Origin of the sequence: Pseudomonas sp. GM80, assembly GCF_000282515.1 — a bacterium.
Taxonomy (GTDB): domain Bacteria; phylum Pseudomonadota; class Gammaproteobacteria; order Pseudomonadales; family Pseudomonadaceae; genus Aquipseudomonas.
In genome coordinates, this window is sequence record NZ_AKJD01000007.1 from 24,408 (window position 1) to 42,733 (window position 18,326).

The 18,326-nt window shown below is 59.9% G+C and carries 13 protein-coding genes; all 13 read right to left on the reverse strand.

Annotated elements, in window-relative coordinates:
• Positions 1-10 precede the first annotated feature (10 nt).
• A complete protein-coding gene (locus PMI37_RS00795) occupies positions 11-748 on the reverse strand; it encodes a cephalosporin hydroxylase family protein (RefSeq protein WP_045122901.1) in 738 nt (245 codons plus the stop codon).
• A 17-nt stretch (positions 749-765) separates the two neighbouring features.
• Positions 766-1,836, reverse strand: a complete 1,071-nt coding sequence (locus PMI37_RS00800; protein ID WP_008077080.1) for a class I SAM-dependent methyltransferase — start codon at positions 1,834-1,836, stop codon at positions 766-768.
• Positions 1,826-2,683 carry an NAD-dependent epimerase/dehydratase family protein gene (locus PMI37_RS00805; RefSeq protein ID WP_045122902.1) on the reverse strand — a complete coding sequence of 286 codons (858 nt, stop codon included), beginning with the start codon at positions 2,681-2,683 and terminating at the stop codon, positions 1,826-1,828. Before PMI37_RS00805 ends, PMI37_RS00800 begins: the two co-directional genes overlap by 11 nt.
• Before the next feature lie 11 nt (positions 2,684-2,694).
• Positions 2,695-3,255 (reverse strand): dTDP-4-dehydrorhamnose 3,5-epimerase, encoded by a 561-nt coding sequence (gene rfbC / locus PMI37_RS00810; protein WP_008077082.1) that lies wholly within the window; start codon positions 3,253-3,255, stop codon positions 2,695-2,697.
• Positions 3,252-4,334, reverse strand: a complete 1,083-nt coding sequence (gene rfbG, locus PMI37_RS00815) for a CDP-glucose 4,6-dehydratase (RefSeq protein ID WP_008077083.1) — start codon at positions 4,332-4,334, stop codon at positions 3,252-3,254. The genes rfbC and rfbG overlap by 4 nt, the downstream gene beginning before the upstream one ends.
• Positions 4,316-5,089: a glucose-1-phosphate cytidylyltransferase gene (gene rfbF / locus PMI37_RS00820; RefSeq protein WP_008077084.1), complete on the reverse strand. Its 774-nt coding sequence runs from the start codon at positions 5,087-5,089 to the stop codon at positions 4,316-4,318. The genes rfbG and rfbF overlap by 19 nt, the downstream gene beginning before the upstream one ends.
• Before the next feature lie 302 nt (positions 5,090-5,391).
• Positions 5,392-7,824, reverse strand: coding sequence for a calcium-binding protein (locus tag PMI37_RS00825; protein ID WP_008077085.1), 2,433 nt, complete (start codon positions 7,822-7,824; stop codon positions 5,392-5,394).
• Between the two features lie 174 nt (positions 7,825-7,998).
• Positions 7,999-11,571, reverse strand: coding sequence for a glycosyltransferase (locus tag PMI37_RS00830; RefSeq protein WP_045122903.1), 3,573 nt, complete (start codon positions 11,569-11,571; stop codon positions 7,999-8,001).
• Positions 11,572-11,666: 95 nt separating this feature from the next.
• Entirely contained in the window at positions 11,667-13,232 is a 1,566-nt protein-coding gene (locus PMI37_RS00835) for a flagellar hook-associated protein 3 (protein ID WP_008077087.1), read from the reverse strand.
• A 13-nt stretch (positions 13,233-13,245) separates the two neighbouring features.
• Complete coding sequence (gene flgK / locus PMI37_RS00840) at positions 13,246-15,306, reverse strand: flagellar hook-associated protein FlgK (protein ID WP_008077088.1); 2,061 nt, start codon at positions 15,304-15,306, stop codon at positions 13,246-13,248.
• A 22-nt stretch (positions 15,307-15,328) separates the two neighbouring features.
• On the reverse strand, positions 15,329-16,627 hold the full coding sequence (gene flgJ, locus PMI37_RS00845; protein WP_008077090.1) for a flagellar assembly peptidoglycan hydrolase FlgJ: 1,299 nt from the start codon (positions 16,625-16,627) through the stop codon (positions 15,329-15,331).
• Between the two features lie 11 nt (positions 16,628-16,638).
• Positions 16,639-17,727: a flagellar basal body P-ring protein FlgI gene (locus PMI37_RS00850; protein ID WP_081500479.1), complete on the reverse strand. Its 1,089-nt coding sequence runs from the start codon at positions 17,725-17,727 to the stop codon at positions 16,639-16,641.
• A gap of 27 nt (positions 17,728-17,754) precedes the next feature.
• Positions 17,755-18,326 (reverse strand): flagellar basal body L-ring protein FlgH (gene flgH, locus PMI37_RS00855; protein ID WP_008077093.1); only part of this gene is annotated, 572 nt, incomplete at its 5' end.

Consider the following 18,326-nt stretch of genomic DNA (forward strand, 5'->3'; position numbering starts at 1 on the left):
CTGTTTTTGATTAACGAACGCGACGCAGATAGCCGTCCGGCGCCACGGTGATCAGCAGCTTGTTCTGCAACTGCTGGTCGATCTCGAAATCCTGGTTTTCTTCCAGGTATTTCCACACCGCGGTTTTCGGGTTGTCGCCCGGCCCCCATGGACGATCCGGGAAGAAGTCAGCCGGCATGTCTTCGACCACGGTGTCCATGACCACGCAGTAGCTGTCGACTGACACCAGCGGTGCGTACAGACGCAGCTCTTCGAGGACGTGATCGTGAGTGTGGTTGGAGTCGAGCACCAGGATGACTTTCTTGCCTTTGGCCGCCGCTTGCACTTGCGCCGCGATGCCGGCGTCGATGCTCGAGCCTTCGATCATTTTGATGCGTTTGGCCATCGGGTGGCTTTCGATCGCTTCGCGGTTGTGCGGGCGAATGTCGAGGTCGATGCCCAGCACTTCGCCGTGGCCTTGCAGCTCCAGCAACGAGGCGTAGTAGATGATCGAACCGCCATGGGCGATACCGCACTCGATGACCAGGTCCGGCTTGACCTGCCAGATGATCTCCTGCATCGCCATCATGTCTTGTGGCAACTGGATGATCGGGCGGCCCATCCACGAGAAGTGATAGCTGTATTTGTGCCTGGCCGATTCGTTGAAGAACTCACGGGCAAGTGCCACAACTTTCTGGTCGTCACCCTGCCGGGCGATCTCTTCCTGGCATTCGGCTTCGAAAGCTTTCTGGATGCTGTTGTCGGTCATTTGAAAATTCTCAAGGGTCATTGAAACGAAGCGCTGTCGACGGCGTGATAGACATAACGTCCACCGGTCATCCGCTTGATCTCTTCGAGGTAATTGGAGTTCATCACAAACAGATTGGCGCCTTCCGGCAAGGCGTCCATGGCTTCCTGTGGCGAGGACACCCGCGCGCCACTGAGCGGCAGATAACGGCCTTGTTTGGCCGGGTTGATATCGACCACATGGTCGACCGCGACGCCGGCACGCTGCAGGGCCAGCGAATAGATCACGCCCTTGGACGACGCGCCCCAGATCGCCGAACCCTGTGCAGGGGCGTCCTGAATGATCTGCACGGCACGCTCCAGGCTGGCGGTAAACGTATTGGCCAGCGTCAGCCACTGCGGCGCCTCGACCGGTTCGCGGCGCAACGTCGCCAGGTCGGCGACGATGTACAGGTACTGTCCACCGAACAGATGGCCGGCTTCATGCACCGTCCCGAACATTGCGCGCAAGTCGGCAAGACGGAAGTAATTGACGTGCTCGTAGAACACATCGAACCAGGCATTGTGTTCGACGATCCAGTCAAAGCACGGCACTTCGATGTAGATCTGCCCGCCTTGGTTGGCCGCCGCCATTTGCGCCAGAAACGCTACCGGGTCCTGGATATGCTCAAGCACGTGGCGCAGCACGATTGCATCAGCCGAAAGGCCCAGCTCGCGGGTGAACGGTGCCTTGATCACATCGTTGTTGTCACCTTCGTAGGAAGGATCAATGCCGGTGATGGCGTAACCGAGGCCGCGCAGCATTTCGAGGAAGTAACCTTTGCCACAGCCGACTTCGATCAGGTTCTGATGCTTGAAATGGCGTGCCAGAATCGCTTCGACAGCACTCAGATGCTGCTGGAACTGCACCGAATGCGCCTGCTCGTTTTGATAGTCAGCGTCGTAGCTGAGCTTGCTGGCATCAAAGGCCTGATTGAAGATCAGCCCGCTCGAACTGTCCTGCACCAGGACGATGTCTGCAGCACCCGAGGCCCGCGCCTGTTCAGCGGTGGCAAAGGTGCGGTTCTGCAGCACCGGCAGTCCACTGGCCCGATAAAGCTCATGCTGCATGTTCTTCACCCTTTAATTGCGAGATCCGTTGGGCATCACCCCAAAACGCCATGGGCTCATGGGCGGAATAACCGTAGTGCCCCAGATTCAGGGCGATCGAGGATTGCCGTTGCTGAACCCGCTGCTCGACCAGCGCCCGCACGGAAACCGGTTTGCCACTGCAGCAATTGATGATCCCGGCGACGTCGCCACGGACGATCAGCGTGGCCAGCATGGACGCGGCCTGGGTGATTTCCAGGTAGTCACGCAACTGGTCACCGGCCGACATGTTGAACTGCGCGTCGCCGGCATCAATGGCCCGGTCGAGGCTGGCCAACAGACTATTGGGGTTTTGCCCTTCACCATGCAGATAAAACAATCGGGCCCACTGCAACGTGAACGCGTGCTCACGCTGCAAGGCCTGAAGAAACTGACGCAGGGTGTCCTTGGCCAAGCCATAAGGCGTGCAGGGCCTGGCGTCGGCCGTTTCGCGCAATGGACCACTTTGCAGGCCGTACTCAAAACAGGTTCCCGTCACCAGCACCTGACCGATACCCGCCGCGATCACGCGCTTGAGAAAGGCGTAGTCGCACGGCAGGTTTTGCTCGAAATGAAACAGCGCCTGATAGTTCGGCAACCCGCTCCAGGCCAGGTGAGCAATGGCGTCCATCCCTCGGGCCAGGGTTTCGACATCGAAATCCGCCGCATGAATATCTGCCGCGACGAATTCAACATCGGCAAACCACGGTAAAGCACGCGCTGCTTCAACATTACGAGAGACTGCGCGCACCTTGAGGCCTTTGGCGAGCAACGCGCTGACCAGGTGCCGGCCGACAAAACCGGTGGCGCCGGTCACCAGCACACTCATTGGTGGATTTGTCACAACGACACTCCCGCAAAGTCCTTGTCGAGCAATGGATGACTCGAATCCTTCAGTGACAAGTTTTTGACAGGTAACGGCCACGGGATCGACAACGTCGGGTCGTTGACCGACAGGCCGGCCTCGTGATCCGGCGCGTAGTCGGCGTCCGTCAGGTACAGCACCTCGGAATCGTCGGTCAACGACTGGAAACCGTGGGCGAACCCCGCCGGGATCAACAGGCTGCGCCCGTCGTCAGCCCGCAACTCTTCGGCGTGCCATTGCAAATAGGTGGGCGACTGCGGCCGCAGATCGACGACAACATCCCATACCGCACCGCGTACACAGGTGATCAGCTTGGATTCCGCATACCCGGCTTTCTGATAATGCAGCCCGCGCACACTGCCTTTTTCGACCGTACGCGAGTGATTGATCTGGCGGATAGCAAACGGGTGGCCCTGGGCGGTCAGGCGCGTCTGGCAGAACAGTCGGGCAAAGCGCCCGCGATCATCGCAAAAGACCTTTTGCTCAATCAGGTACAAGCCTTCCAGTTCCGTGGCCTGCAGTGTGAAATCGGTCATGAGCGCTCCTGGTACAGATGCAATTGCTTCAAGGTGACGCCGCGCATGTCATCGCCGTTCTGCCACGCCAGGTGCCAGTCGAGGGTCTGGGTCAGACAGTCCTGCAATGACCAGCGCGGCTGCCAACCCAGCAGCTGACGCGCGCGACTGCTGTCCAGGCGCAGCAGACCGGCCTCGTGCAATTCACTCGGTTCGATGCGCAGGCCGCGCGCTTGCGGCCAGCGGCTGGCAAGTAATTCAACCACCTCACCGACGCTGCACATGTCCGCCTCGCCCGGGCCGAAGTTCCACGCACCGGCGTACTCCGGGCCTTGTTCGTAGAGGCCGGCGGCCAACTGCAGATAACCCGCCAACGGCTCCAGTGCGTGCTGCCAGGGGCGCACTGCTTGCGGATAACGCAGGGTCACCGGTTCATCGGCCGACCAGGCCTTGAGCACATCCGGAATCAAGCGCTCGGGGGCAAAATCACCTCCGCCCAGGACGTTGCCCGCACGCGCGGTGGCCAGCGCCAGACCGTGTTCGGCGTACTTTTCGATCGGGAAAAACGAGGCGCCATACGACTGGGCCAACAGCTCGCAGCACGCCTTGCTGCTGCTGTATGGATCGTGGCCGCCGAGGGCTTCGTCTTCGCGATACGGCCACAGCCATTCCCGATTGGCGTAGACCTTGTCGGTGGTTACCAGCACGCAGGCACGCACGCAACCGACCTGACGAATCGCTTCAAGCAGATTGAGCGTGCCCATGACGTTGCTGGAGTAGGTGCCCAGCGGATCGCGATAACCCTCACGCACCAGCGGTTGTGCCGCCAGGTGCAAAACGATTTCCGGTTCGGTGTCGGCAATGATTTCCAGCAAGGCGCCGAGATCACGCAGATCGCCGCGCTGATCGTTGATGCCTTCATGGACCCGGGCCAGTTCGAACAGGCTCGGCTCGGTCGACGGATCAAGGGCGAAACCGGTGACGTCGGCCCCCAGGCTTTGCAGCCAGAGCGTCAGCCAACTGCCTTTGAAGCCAGTGTGGCCCGTCACCAGTACACGTTTGCCCTGCCAGAATTGCGGGCTCAGTCCCATTGCTTCCATGGGGCCTCCCCGCTCTGCCACAGTGCTTCGAGATGGTTCTTGTCGCGCAAGGTGTCCATCGGCTGCCAGAAGCCCGAATGCTCATACGCGCGCAGTTGCTCAAGCTCGGCCAACTGCATCAACGGTTCGGCTTCCCAGCTGGTCGAATCACCCGCAATGTAGGGCAGAACCTGCGGCGACAGAACGAAGAAACCACCATTGATCCAGCCACCGTCGCCACGGGGTTTTTCAGTGAACCCCATGACCTGATCACCGGTACGTTGCAGGGCGCCATAGCGTCCTGGTGGCTGAACAGCCGTCACCGTGGCCATTTTTCCATGAGCTTCGTGAAATTTGAGCAGTGCACCGATATCGACATCCGAGACGCCATCACCGTAGGTAAAACAAAAGGCTTTTTCGTCTTTCAGGTACGGCGCCGTGCGCAATAGACGGCCACCTGTCATGGTTTCCTCACCGGTGTCGACCAGCGTGACGCTCCACGGCTCGCTGTAGTTCTGGTGCACGTCCATGCGGTTTTCGCGCATGTTGAAGGTGACGTCGGAGGTGTGCAGGAAGTAGTTGGCGAAGAAGTCCTTGATCGCATAACCCTTGTAGCCAAGGCAGATCACGAAGTCGTGGATTCCATGGGCGGAATACTGCTTCATGATGTGCCAGAGAATTGGCTTGCCGCCGATCTCGATCATCGGTTTGGGCTTGAGGTGCGACTCTTCACTGATGCGCGTGCCGAGGCCACCCGCCAAAATAACTGCCTTCATCGTCTCCCCTCTTGTTCTTCACCGGGCTGCGCGCAGCTTTCTTGAGCTTCGCGGGCCTGCTGGCTAAACCTTTTGCCGATTCGGGCACCGCTGGAATGGCCGCGAGCGCTCGTTTTATGGCGATTTGAGGAGGACTTGCAGGAAACGCGCCAGCTGCGCAGGCTCTACGTCGGTGGCGTGCCCGGGCATAAAAAAGGGACGAATCCGACAGTGGATTCGTCCCTTGATCAATGCAGCGTTTACATTATCGAATTGAAGCTATCCAGCCGATCAGCCGATCAGCCGATCAGCCGATCAGCCGATCAGCCGAACATGGCAAACGCATCGCCGGTGGCTGGCAAGTCGTAGACCTGCCCGTCAGCCGTCTGAATGTGTTCGATGGTGTTGCCATTCGCGTACCAGTTCTGCAGCTTGACGCCACTGACAGGGATGCCGGTACTGCCATCATTGGCACTGTGCAAATAAGCGTCATCGCCGATCCGGCTGACACTCAACTGGCTGGCATTGGCGATCACGTTGAGGATGAGGGTATCGTTCAGGCTGTTTCCGCTGTCCTGGATAGTCACCAACCCTGTCGTGTTGACCACGTAAGTGTCGTCATCTTGCCCGCCATCGGCGAAACCACCGGAAGCGTTTTGCCCCGGCAGGTTGAGCACCAGTCGATCCTGATTGTCGCCGCCAAACAATTGGTAGGCATTACCGCTGCCCGTCAGCACGTCGCGGCCGACACCGCCATCAGCCATGCCGTTGACCACGCTGATGCTGTCGTCGCCAGCCTCACCGAACGCCTGGGTACCGAGGTCGTTTTCCGCGCTCTGGATAACATCGTCGCCGGCGCCACCGTAAAGCATGTCGGCCTGCGCGTCGTCGGCCACGCCTGCAAGGCTGATCGGGCCGATATTGGAGACCAGACCGCCATAGAGATGATCGGCACCCTCGCCACCATAAATCAGGTCGCTGCCGCGCCCGCCCTCCAGGTAGTTGCCCGCATCGTTGCCGGTCAGGACATCATTGAAATGACTGCCCATCACCCATTCAATGCTAGTCAGTTGATCATCCTGTGCATCTGCGCCCTGGTTGATACCGGTTTGCAGATTGACATTTACCGCTTCGGCACTGGTGATATACCAGGCGCTGTCCAGCCCTTCACCACCGTCGATCAAGTCACTGCCGCCGCCGCCCATGAATATGTCATCGGCGCTGGAACCGATGAAGCTGTCACGTTGATCGCTGCCCTCAAACAATTCGATGCTGGTGAAATGCGCAGCAGAGTAGCCATCACGATCAGGTGGCGCATCGGCACGCAAATCAATCGTCACGCCCATCATCGAATACTTGAAGCTGACCAGATCACGGCCTTCGGCGCCGTCGAACGTCGGCCATGGCGCCTGTGTCGCGTAGAAGACATCGTCAAACTGACTGCCGCGAAAGTTTTCGACATCCAGGTAGGCATCACCCTGGGCAATCCCCGTACCGTGACCTCCCCAAGTCAGATCAATAGCCACCGCCTGGTCACTGTCGCCATAGCTGACGGTATCGACCCCCTCGCCACCATTGAATGCGTCACCTCCCGCGCCGCCAAAGAACAGGTCATTGCCGCTGCCGCCGATCATCACGTTGTTTTCGGCGTTACCGTAACCGGTAAAGTCGGCTGTACCGGTGTACGTCAGGTTTTCGATAAACGGATCAAGGGTCATCGTTGTCAGGCTCGTGAACAGCGAATCGGTACCGCCGTCCTGCGCCTCGACAAGGGTCACACCGGCAATCCCGACGGTGTAGACATCATCGCCCATTCCGCCGTCGAAAATGACCCCGGCCGTGTTGCTGGTGAAATGATCCGCCGAATAGCTACCGACGATTTTTTCCACATTCAGCAGTACATCACCCTCGGCATTGCCACCCACACCGGGCAGGAAAATTCCGTCGCGGTATTCGACATTTACACCCTCTGCGGAACTCGAATAATCGACGATGTCGTAGCCTTCGGCGCCGTCAAACACTGTGGGCGTATCACCTGAAATAAACACATCGTCAAAGTCCGAACCGCGAAACCCTTCGATGTCGGTGTAACGGTCAGACGTTGCAATGCCCGACACCCCGCCACCCAGTGACAGGTTCAAAATGATGCCTTCATCACTGTCGGCGTAGCTGACCATATCAAAGCCTGCGCCACCGAAGAACTCATCGGCACCCGCACCACCGTGCAACACATCATTGCCGGCGCCGCCGATGATCACGTTGTCGGATTCATTGCCGTAGGCAGTGAAATCACCCGAGCCGGTAAACACCAGTTTTTCAACGTATGCATCAAGCTTGATCGTATTGAGGGAGGTCTGCATCTCATCGTAGCCACCGCCCTCAACCTCAATGGCGGTCACCCCTTCACTGCCGATGATGTACAGGTCATCGTCCAGATAGCCATCAAAGGTAATACCCGCAGAGTTGCCGACGAACGTGTCGCGCCCATAGGTGCCAACGACCTTTTCGATATTGACCAGCGTGTCGCCATCAGCATCACCACCGCTCACAGCCAACATGCCGTTGTTGAACTCGACGTGCACAGACTCTACGCCATCACCGTAGTAATACACGGTGTCGAACCCCTCTCCTCCATCGAGCAGATCCGCGCCCTTGCTGCCAATCAGAAAATCATCCGACTCCATCCCATAGAGTTGATCATCTTCGTCGGTACCCAGAAGATAATCCGTTTCACTCGTTCCATTGATCACAGCCATGTGTGTCTTCCCTGCGTTGTGGTTGAAACCTGTCCCTGATGCGATCCCTCACGCATTCGAATGGACGAACATCTGTCATCTATCGACCGAAAATATCGAAGGCTGAGGTACAGGCAAAAAAAACGCAGACAACCGTGAAGTTGCCTGCGTTTTTTCGTAACCACCGACCTCGGATCAGTCCGGCAGCCAGCCCCACAGCCAGTGATTGAGGTTGTCACCGCGCAACATGAAATCGCGGTGCACCGCCTCTTTCAGTTCATCACCCATGCGGTAACTGGCTTCCGGGTCGGCCAGGTGCATGCGGATCGCCTGCAACCACTCGGCCGTGCTGTTGCTGTAGACCTTGGTACACGGCAAATGGCCGCGATAGGCCTCGGTGTCGGTGCAGATCACCGGGTAGCCGCAGGCACCGTATTCGAGCAGGCGCAGGTTGCTCTTGCAGTCGTTGAAGATGTGGAACTCCAACGGCGCCAGGGCCAGATCGAGATTCAGGCTCGCCAGTTTGAACGGGTAGCTTTGCAGGCTGATGGTCGAGTGGAATTCATGCACATAGGGGCGCAATCCCTCCGGGCACATACCGAAGAACACCCACTCGACTTCATTGGCAAGCTCGCGCACGACGTCGGCAATGATTTCCAGATCGCCGGTATGACTGGTGCCACCGCCCCAGCCGACGCGGGGTTTTTTCGAGGTGCGACGCTGACTGGTCAAGGTCGCCCACGGATCGGGCGGGAGCATATTCGGCACGATGCGAATCTCGCTGTGCATGCTCGACAACGCATCGGCCAGTGGCTGTGTGGTGACGACCACGCGATCGCAGAGGCCGATGCCCTCGCGCAACATCTGTTCGGTATTGACCGGTTTATTACGCGCGTGGGTGTTCTTTTTCGGCGCGCTGACGATGTAGTCGTCGAGTTCGAAAATACGTAATGCGCCGGAGTATTTCTTCATGCGCAGAATGTCCCCGGCAGCGCCCTCGCTGTAGCGGCCCTGGAGGATGATGGTGTCCGGTGAAAGGCGTTCGATCTCGACGGTCGAGGGTGACTCGTATGCCACCCGGGCAATCACTCGGCCGGCAGCTTCAAGTTCACTCAAAGGGGCCGTGACCCGATAAAAACCCACGGCCGAACTGTTCACGGGCAACCCGAGCACCAGCGGCAAATCACGGCTGCAGAACGGATTCCAGTTATCGCGCAACGACGGCTCCAGGCTGAAGCTCGACACCCCCAGGCTCAACGCCGGACTGTAGGCCGGGTCCTTGGCGATCTTCGGCAGCCAGCGACGATAGAAGGTTTCCTGCTCCTGCTCGCGCAGCGCCGCCGTGGCCGCCCCAGCTGCAGGTGTTGCGTGCGGCGCGAGAACCACGCTGGCGTAAGGCGTCCAGACCAGCAGATAGCCCGCCTGACCGGCACGCAGACACAGGTCGACATCGCTCAGGCCGAGACTGAAAGTCTGCTCGTCAAACTGCTGCAACTCTTCGAAGACTTGCTTGCGCAGCATCAGGCAGTGACTGCTGAGCGCGCTCCAGTTCTGCGTGACATGCAGACGTTGCATGTAGCCGCGCGAAGCTGCGTCCTCGCCATAAAAAGGCGAGCCCACCGGCCCCGCCAACCCGAGAATCATCCCCGCGCTGACAATTGAACCCTCGGGGCCGAGAATTCGCGCGCCGACGGCGGCGACTTCCGGACGTCGCGCATGGTTGAGCAACTCGTCGAGCCAGTCGCCTTCGCAAATCACACTGTGTGCGCTGAGCAACAACAGGTATTCACCCGAGGCTTGCTCGGCGGCGAAGTTACGGATGGCCGCGTCGTTCGCATCGCCGGCATAACGCACCACCCGCAACATCGCTGCCCCCAGCTGAGCCATGGCATCGAGCCATTCGCCCATGGCTGTGTCGCCGGCACCGGTGTCAACGATCAGGATCTCGTAATGGCCGTAGGCGGTACGCTCGATCACGCTTTCGACGCAACGCTGCAAGGCGAACAACGCATCGCCCGCCTGCACGATGATCGAGACTTTGGGCTGCCCTTCGAGAAAATAATCGACGCGATTGATCAACGGCAAGGCGTCGTGGCGGATGGCATGCGCCACGCCGATACGGTCGAGATGCGCGGAAACCATCGCCGCGTTGCGCTCGATCACCGCAGGCAACGACAGCCAGTCGGCGTACGTCAGGCTCGACTCCAGTTGAATCTCGGCAATGTGCTCGATCGCTTGGGGCCCGGCGGCTTCCACCAGGCGCCAGAGCAGATCGTGCGGCGCCAACTCACCTTGCACCGGGTCAAAACCGCCGTGCTCGATAAAGCCCTGGCACGCGAACGCGAGCGTGCGCCCGACATACGGATAGGCACGCATGAGATCGAGATTGAAGTCGGGCTTGAACACCGGATCAATCGACTCACCGCCGATCAATGCGCCTTCATCGCTGTAGGCGCACTGCATGTGTTGCGAGGCGCTGATGCGCTCGGCCAGAATCAGCAGGGAAGATTCGCTGAGCCGATCGCCCGCGTGCAGCAGATAAAACCAGTCGGCACCTTCCAGTTGCGGCACCACGGCATTCAGCTGGCGCGCCCAATCCTGCTGGAACGGTAACTGGACAACCCGCTCACGGGCCGGGCATATCGCATCGGACAAAAGCAACACCGCTTGCGCTGAATAGAGCTGGGCGTCGAGGCTCGCCAGGGTGACCTCAAGCGCCCCGGCATCGGCACCGCTGTCGACGATGATCGGCACGATTTTCGCGCGTGAGGCCCAGCGGTCGATGCGTTGCGGCAGGAGCTTCTGCTCGATGTCGGAAAAGCGTCGGATCGCCAGCCACTCGCGATAGAAATCCGCGTAGCTCTCACTGGTACCGCCGACGCGGCCGTTCACCACAGTGTTGCGATTACCCAGAATGCGCGCCACGCACAGTTCTTCCCAGGCATGCAGAGGGCCGTTGATTTTGCTCAGTTCGATGTAACGCACCCAGCCCGACGCAGGCGCCGCCTCACCCGTGCGGGCGGCCAGCATTTGCGTCAGCCACGTCCACTCGACGGTTGCAGCGCGAAGCATTTCAGGGGTTTTACTGAAGCGCTCGGGGTACAGCCGCTCAGTGCTCAACACCGTACTCAAGGCCGCCATGTTGCCGCGACGCAGCAGGCACACGAACAAGGCGAAATCGAGCATCGCGACAAACCCGGCACCTTCTTGAATCAGCGACGGCAACAGCTCCAGCACATCGGCGCGACGCATAAGTGTCGAGCTGAAATTACCGATGAAATTCTTCGGTGTGCTGGCAAAAATCGCCAGCATGTCTTCACCTTTCAGTACGGCGTCCTGGGGCGAAAAACGGCAGTTGTCGACCCGTGGCGGCAGGATGAAATTGCCCGCATCACTGAACATGCGCAATGCGCACACCAGGTTGACGTCAGCGTGCTCTACCAGCACTTGGGCCTGCAGCGCAATGCTCGGGGCGAACAGCCGATCGTCATCGCACAACACTTTGACGAACTCGCCCTGCGCCTCTTCGATGCAACGCAAGACATTCTTCTGCAAGCCCAGACGCTGCGGATTACGCAGGTAACGGACCGGGCACGCCGGCTCGACAAACGATTCGACGATGTCGCGAATACGCCCATCCGCGGAGTCATCGCAGACAACAATCTCAAGATGTTCGTAAGTCTGCGCGAGGGCGCTCATCAACGCCTGTTCAAAAAAGCGCGGATTGCAAGCGGGGATGACGATGCTGACGAGGGGGTGTTGATTCACGGCGGGTAACTCTCGAGCGGCGGGTCCCTGCCCTGTTCAGGCAGAGACCCCGTAACCGCTTAGGAAAAGACGGTTGGCAACTCGACAGGCACGACTCAGATCTTGTTGAACAAGCCCAGTTGCGCAATCTTGCTGAAGGCCAGTTGCGAAGCTTGCAACATGGTCTGTTGCAGGGTCAGGCGAGTCATTACTTCGGCCGGATCCGAGTCACGGATCGACGATTGCGTTTGCGCGTTGGCCAGCACCAGCGACTGGTTGGTATCGCTCTGGGTGACCAGCGAGGCGCCGCGACCACCGACCGAGCTGATCGCGCTGGACAATTGATCGGTGCCGCTGGCCAGGTTGGCCTGACCGGAAGCCAGACCTGCCTGCAATTTCTGCGTGGCGATCGGATCACCATTGGTTGGCGTGTTCAGCACGCTTTTCAACTGGCTCACGGTGTCCAGAATGTTCTGGGTTTCGTGGGTGTTGACGGCCACGCTGAACTGGTCGTCCGCCGCCGGGGTGCCCGTCAGATTGAAGCTCACGCCCGATGCGGTAGCAACACCTGCAACCACGGTACCGCTGGATACTGGCTTGCTGTCGGCCGTCAATGGCGCGGCATACAGATCAAACGCGGTGGCGCTGGTGAATTTCATCACCGCCGAACCGGTCGGGAAACTGGCGTGATACGCCGCCGGGTCACTGATGCTGCTGCCAGTCACCTGAGCCGAAGACGGGTTGCCCGGGCTGCGGGTAGCGGTGAAGCTGTCCGGCTTGGCTGCCAGCGTGAACGTGTGGCCCGGCAACACTGTGCCAGGCACGTCACCCGTCTGCAGATTGATGTTCAGGTTCAGATCGACGCCGCGGAAGCTGACGGTCTGACCGGCCTTGTTGGTTGGATCAAACGTACCACCCTGGCTGGCTTCGGCGGTCACATCGTTACCCGCCGAGTCGGTGATCTTCAACTGCGTACCGCTGACGAACGACACGTTGTACGGCTCGCCGCTGCGGAACTTGCTGTTATACGTCACGCTCGAGGACACCTGGCCATTGGACAGGGTCACGCGACCATCATCGACGGCCGGTGCGGTCATGGACACTTGGCTGCGGCTGGTGTTGACGGCTTGCTGGAACGCTTCCCAACCGGTGACGTTGGTGGCCATTTTCATGGTGTCGCCAATCGCCAGATCGAGGGTCACCTGGTCACCGTTGTAGCTGTAGGTGCCGTCGTCGTTGCGGGAGAACGGAACGGTGTCGCCCTTGGAACCGGCGAAAATGTACTTGCCGTTTTCATCTTTGCTGTTCATCAGGCTGAGCAGTTGCTCTTCGATCTGACCCAGCTCCGAAGCAGTCGCCTGACGGTCGGCGTCGGTGTAACCGGCGTTACCGGCACCGACAGCCAATTCACGGGCGCGCTGCAGGACGTTGGTAATGCTGGTCATGACCGATTCGGCTGTACCCAGAGTGCCCTTGATGGTGGTGGCATTGGTTTCGTACTGATCCAGCATCGAAGCCTGTTGACCCAATTGCAGCAGACGCGAGGCACCCACCGGATCATCTGCCGCCGTGTTGACGCGCACGAGGCTGCTTGCCTCTTCGCTGCTCTTGACCACGTTGGCAAAGTTTTTCTGATAGTTGGCTGCCGAGGACTCGTAAAACTGGCCGGTAGAAATGCGCATGGTTTACGACTCCTTAAAGACTGTTGATCAGTGTGCTGAAGATTTCCTGCGCAGCCTTGATGATCTGCGAGGACGCGGTGTAGTACTGCTGAAACTTGACCAGGTTGCCGGTTTCTTCGTCGAGGTCGACGCCGGACAGCGAATCGCGAGCGCCTTTGGCGTTGGCGAGGATCGCTTCAGTGGCGGCGCTGTCGAGTTTGCCCTGGGCGGCCTTGGCGCCCACGCCTTCGACCAGCTTGCCGTAGGCGTCGGTCAGGGAAATACCTTTGCTGGCCGAACCGGTGTCGACGGTTTGCTTCGTCTGCAAATCAGCCAGTGCGGTGCCGTTGCGGTTGTCCAGCGTGCCGGGCTGGCTGAGCGACACGTTGATCGCCGAACCCGAGCTTGGAGAGCCGGCAATGGTCATGTCGAAGCTGACGGAGTACTGAGTCGCAGGCGCTGGCGGAATCGCCGCACCGGTCGAGTCCTTGAGCGGAATGCTCAGGCTCAAGGTATTGCTTTGTCCTGGCTTGATGGTGCCGCTGCTGAGCACGCCACCCTTGGCATCCAGCAACTGATAACCCTGGCTGGTGCCATCGGCCGACGGATCACCAAACACCACTTTGACCGGCGTCGAATACTTCATGCCGTTCTGCATCGCGGTGGTGGTCGTCGCATCGTAGATGTCGAACTGGGTCGTCAGGGTCGGTTGACCGCTGGCCGGAATCGACAGCGTGCCGCTACCGCCCGGCGCAATGGCGGCGCCCAACGGAGCGGCGATGGCCAGACGTTTGGAGTCGGTCATCTCGGTCTTGATGTTGGTGGCGGCATTGCGGGTCGGGGTGATCTTGAACGTGTCGCCCGCCGCTGCCGTGCCGCCAGTGAGTTTCAACGAGAAGCCGTCGATGACCGGTGGTGGGTTGGTGGTGGTGCTGAACGCGCCCATCGCGGTGCCTTCCGGCAGACGCTGCACGGTGTAGTCCGTGGCGCTGGTGAAAGTCACTTTGTAATCGTTGATGGTCAGCTTGCCGGTGTCTTCGATGCTGACATCGAATTTGCCTGAACCGGCGCTGTTGCCGATCGTGGCGGTGCTGCGCGAAGACATGTTGGCAGCGGTGTTGATGCTGTTGAACAGGTTGCCGCCGAAGTCACCGTTCTTGTCGATGCCTTGCGCCTGAATCGTGTTCATCTGATCGGCAACGACCAGCGCGACGCGACCGAGTTCGTTCATTGCCGGGTCGAGCACGGTGCTGCGATAACGCAGCAGGCCGCCAATTTCGCCACCGGTGATGCCCGAGGTGATGTCGATGGTGCTGGAGCCGTTATTGAGCTGCAGGGCCATGCGCGATGGATCGGTTTTGCTTGGCGTGACTTCCAGCTTGCTGACCGTGCTGCCCATCACCAGCGGCTGACCGTTACCCAAGTAGATGTCCATGTTGCCGTCACGTTCGACGACCTGTGCGCCGGTGAAGGTCGACAGCTGACGAATCGTCTCGTTACGCGCATCGAGCAGCTCGTTGGGCTGCCCGCCGGCGTTGGAGATTTCGGAAATCTTCTGGTTCAGTTGGCCGATGGTCGCAGCGAGCTTGTTGACCTGGTCGGCCATGCTCGACAGGTTGCCGTTGATGTCCTGGTTCTGCGCATTCAACTGGCTGGACACCGAGTTGAAACGCGCGCTCAAGGCCTGCGCATCGCTGAGCAGCAGTTGGCGCGAAGCATCATCACCCGGCTTGGCGTTGACGTTCTGCACCGAGGCGAAGAACTTGGTCAGCGCGCCATTGAGGCCGGTGCCGCTGTCGGACAACAACTTGTCCAGTGGGGTGGCTTGCCCCAGATACGCCGCTGCATCGCTGTTGAGCGAGGTGGTGGTCTGCAATTGCGCATCGATGTAGCTGTTGTACACCCGGCGCACGTCGGCGAGGGTGGTACCGGTGCCGATCCAGAGGTTGCCGTTCTGAATCGAGCTTTTTGAATTCTGCACGGTTTGCTGGCGCGAGTAGCCGGCCGTATCGACGTTGGCAATGTTGTTGCCGGTCACCATCAACGAAGATTGGCTAGCGGATAAACCCGACATCCCGATGTTGAGCAAACTCATGGTTCAAACCTTACTTTATGTTTTATAGAGGCGTTGTCGTAACGCCCGCCGCAGCGTAGTTCTGAGTTACGTTCATCTGCTTGGCAATCTGCGAAATCTTTGTCGCGTAGTTCGGGTCGGTGGCGTAACCGGCCTTTTGCAACTCACGTACAAACTGTTCTGGGTTATCGGCCGACTTCAGCACTTCTTGATAGCGATTATTGCTCTGCAGCAAAGTCACCAGATCGTGGAAGCTGTCCTTGTACGAGGCGTAGGAACGGAACTCGGCCGTCTCCTTGACCATCGCACCGTTGCGGAACTCGCTGGTGATCGCACGGGCCGAATCGCCCTTCCAGTTGCTGCTCGCCTTGATGCCGAACAGGTTGTGGCTGCTGCTGCCATCCTGTGCGCGCATGACCGATTTGCCCCAGCCGGTTTCCAGTGCGGCTTGCGCCACCAGATAACGCGGATCGACGCCGATGCGGTCGGCAGCTTCTTTGGCCATCGGCAGCATGGTGTTGACGAATTCGTCGGCGGAACTGAAGGCTTTTTTCGCCGGTGCCAACGGAATCTGCGCCATGGCGCGACCGTAAACCTGCATCTGGCCGCCGGAGGCTTTTTCGTTTTCCGCACGGGCCAGCCAGTCGCCGTTGTACAGCGCGCCGGAGCCGGTCGTCGCCGCCGCCGTCGTCGTTGCGCGTTGCGGCAATTGCGTCGTGGCATTGGTCGTGGCCGACGGCACCAGGCCGGCGAGCAAACGGTCGGCCAGTTTCGGCGGCAAGGCCAGACGGCGCTGATTGATCATTTCCATGTCATTGCGATGCGCCAACTGCGTGTTCGGCGCACTCACCGAGCGCGACGCCCACAACGGACGCTCACCATTGAGGCGCGACAACGGCCCGTTGGTGGCGACGGTGCCGGCAGCAATCGGCGTTGCCACGGCCGCGGCCTTGGCCAGCGCGGCTTCCTGCTTGGCGGCGGACGCGGCAGCCGCCTCACCCGGCGCCAGCGGTTTGTTCTTCGACATCTGGCGCATCAGCACGTCAGCCAGACCAATACCACCGCCCTCGCGGGACAGCGACACCGCCAATTGCTGGTCGTACATTTCCTGATACTGCTTGGCTGCCGGCGTGTTCAGCGGGTTGTCCTGGCCCAGTGCCTCAGTGGCCGAACGCATCGACTTGAGCATTTCGCCGAGGAACAGCGATTCGAATTCCTGCGCCACCTTGCGCATGTTCGCATCGCTGTCCTTGTCGCCGACCTTGAGCTGGTTCAGACGATTGAGGTCAGAGTAAGACCCCGAATCGCTGCTACTGACCAGACCGCTTTTGCGCATATCCATAAAGGTCGGCCTCAGATCACGATCAGGTCGGCTTGCAACGCGCCGGCCTGCTTCAATGCTTCAAGGATCGCCATCAAGTCACCCGGCGCCGCGCCGACCTGGTTCACCGCACGCACGATCTCGTCGAGGGTGGTGCCCGGGCCGAATTTGAACATCGGTTTGGCTTCCTGCTCGGCGTTGACCCGCGAACGCGGTACGACAGCGGTCTGGCCGTTGGACAGCGGACCTGGCTGGCTGACAATCGGGTCTTCGGTGATGGTCACGGTCAGGCTGCCGTGGGTCACGGCGGCTGGCGAGACTTTCACGTTCTGGCCAATGACGATGGTGCCGGTGCGCGAGTTGATGATGACTTTCGCCACAGCCTGGCCCGGATCGACTTCGAGGTTTTCCAGGATCGACAGATAGTCGACGCGCTGGCTCGGATCGAGCGGTGCAGTCACGCGTACCGAGCCGCCGTCGATGGCTTGGGCCACGCCAGGGCCGAGCATGTCGTTGATCTTGTCGACGATGCGCTTGGCAGTGGTGAAGTCGGAACGGTTGAGGTTCAGCGTCAGGCTGTTGCCCTGATTGAAACCACTCGGTACCGAACGCTCCACCGAAGCACCGCCAGGGATGCGACCGGCCGACGGAACGTTGACGGTGATCTTCGAACCGTCACGGCCTTCAGCATCAAAACCGCCGACCACCAGGTTGCCCTGAGCGACCGCATAGACGTTGCCATCGATACCCTTGAGCGGGGTCAGCAACAGGGTGCCGCCACGCAGGCTCTTGGAGTTACCGATCGAGGACACGGTGATGTCGACTTGCTGACCCGGTTTGGCGAACGCCGGCAAGTCGGCACTGATCGACACCGCCGCGACGTTTTTCAGCTGCACGTTGCCCGATCCCGGCGGTACCTTGATACCGAACTGCGAGAGCATGTTGTTGAAGGTCTGCAGGGTGAACGGGGTTTGCGTCGTCTGGTCGCCGGTGCCGTTAAGCCCGACCACCAGGCCGTAACCGATCAACTGGTTGGAACGCACGCCGGAAATGCTGGCGATATCTTTCAGCCGCTCGGCGTGGGCACCAAAGGCTGCGGACATCAAGGTCGCAGCCAGCATCAGGTGTTTGAAATTCAACGTAGCCACCTAGAAAGGGAACAGCGGGCTGAGGAAGAAACGGTCGAACCAGCCTGGCTGACTCGTATCGGCAAACGCGCCGGTACCCGAGTAGGTGATGCGAGCATCGGCGACCCGGGTCGACGACACGGTGTTGTCCGTGGCGATGTCATCGGCGCGCACCAGGCCGGCGATGCGGACCAGCTCGTCACCCGTGTTCAGCGTCAGCCACTTCTCGCCGCGCACGGCGATGATGCCGTTGGGCAGCACGTCGGCGACGGTCACAGTGATCGAACCGGTCAGGCTGTTGCTCTGCCCGGACTTGGCATCACCCTTGGTCGAGCGGTCGGCACTGTAGCCGGCGTTCAGACTCAAGTCGTTGCCGCCAATCGGGTTGTTGGTGGTCAGGCTGGAACCGAACAACGAGGTCAGGCCGATCTTGTTGTCACTGTTCTTGTCCATCTGCGAGTTGGCGTTCTTGCTCGCCTGCGTGCGCTCGTTCAGGGTGATGGTGATGATGTCACCGACCCGGAACGCCTTGCGGTCGCTGTACAGGTTCTGCTCGAAGCCGGCCTGATAGATCGAGCCGTTATTGGCGGGGG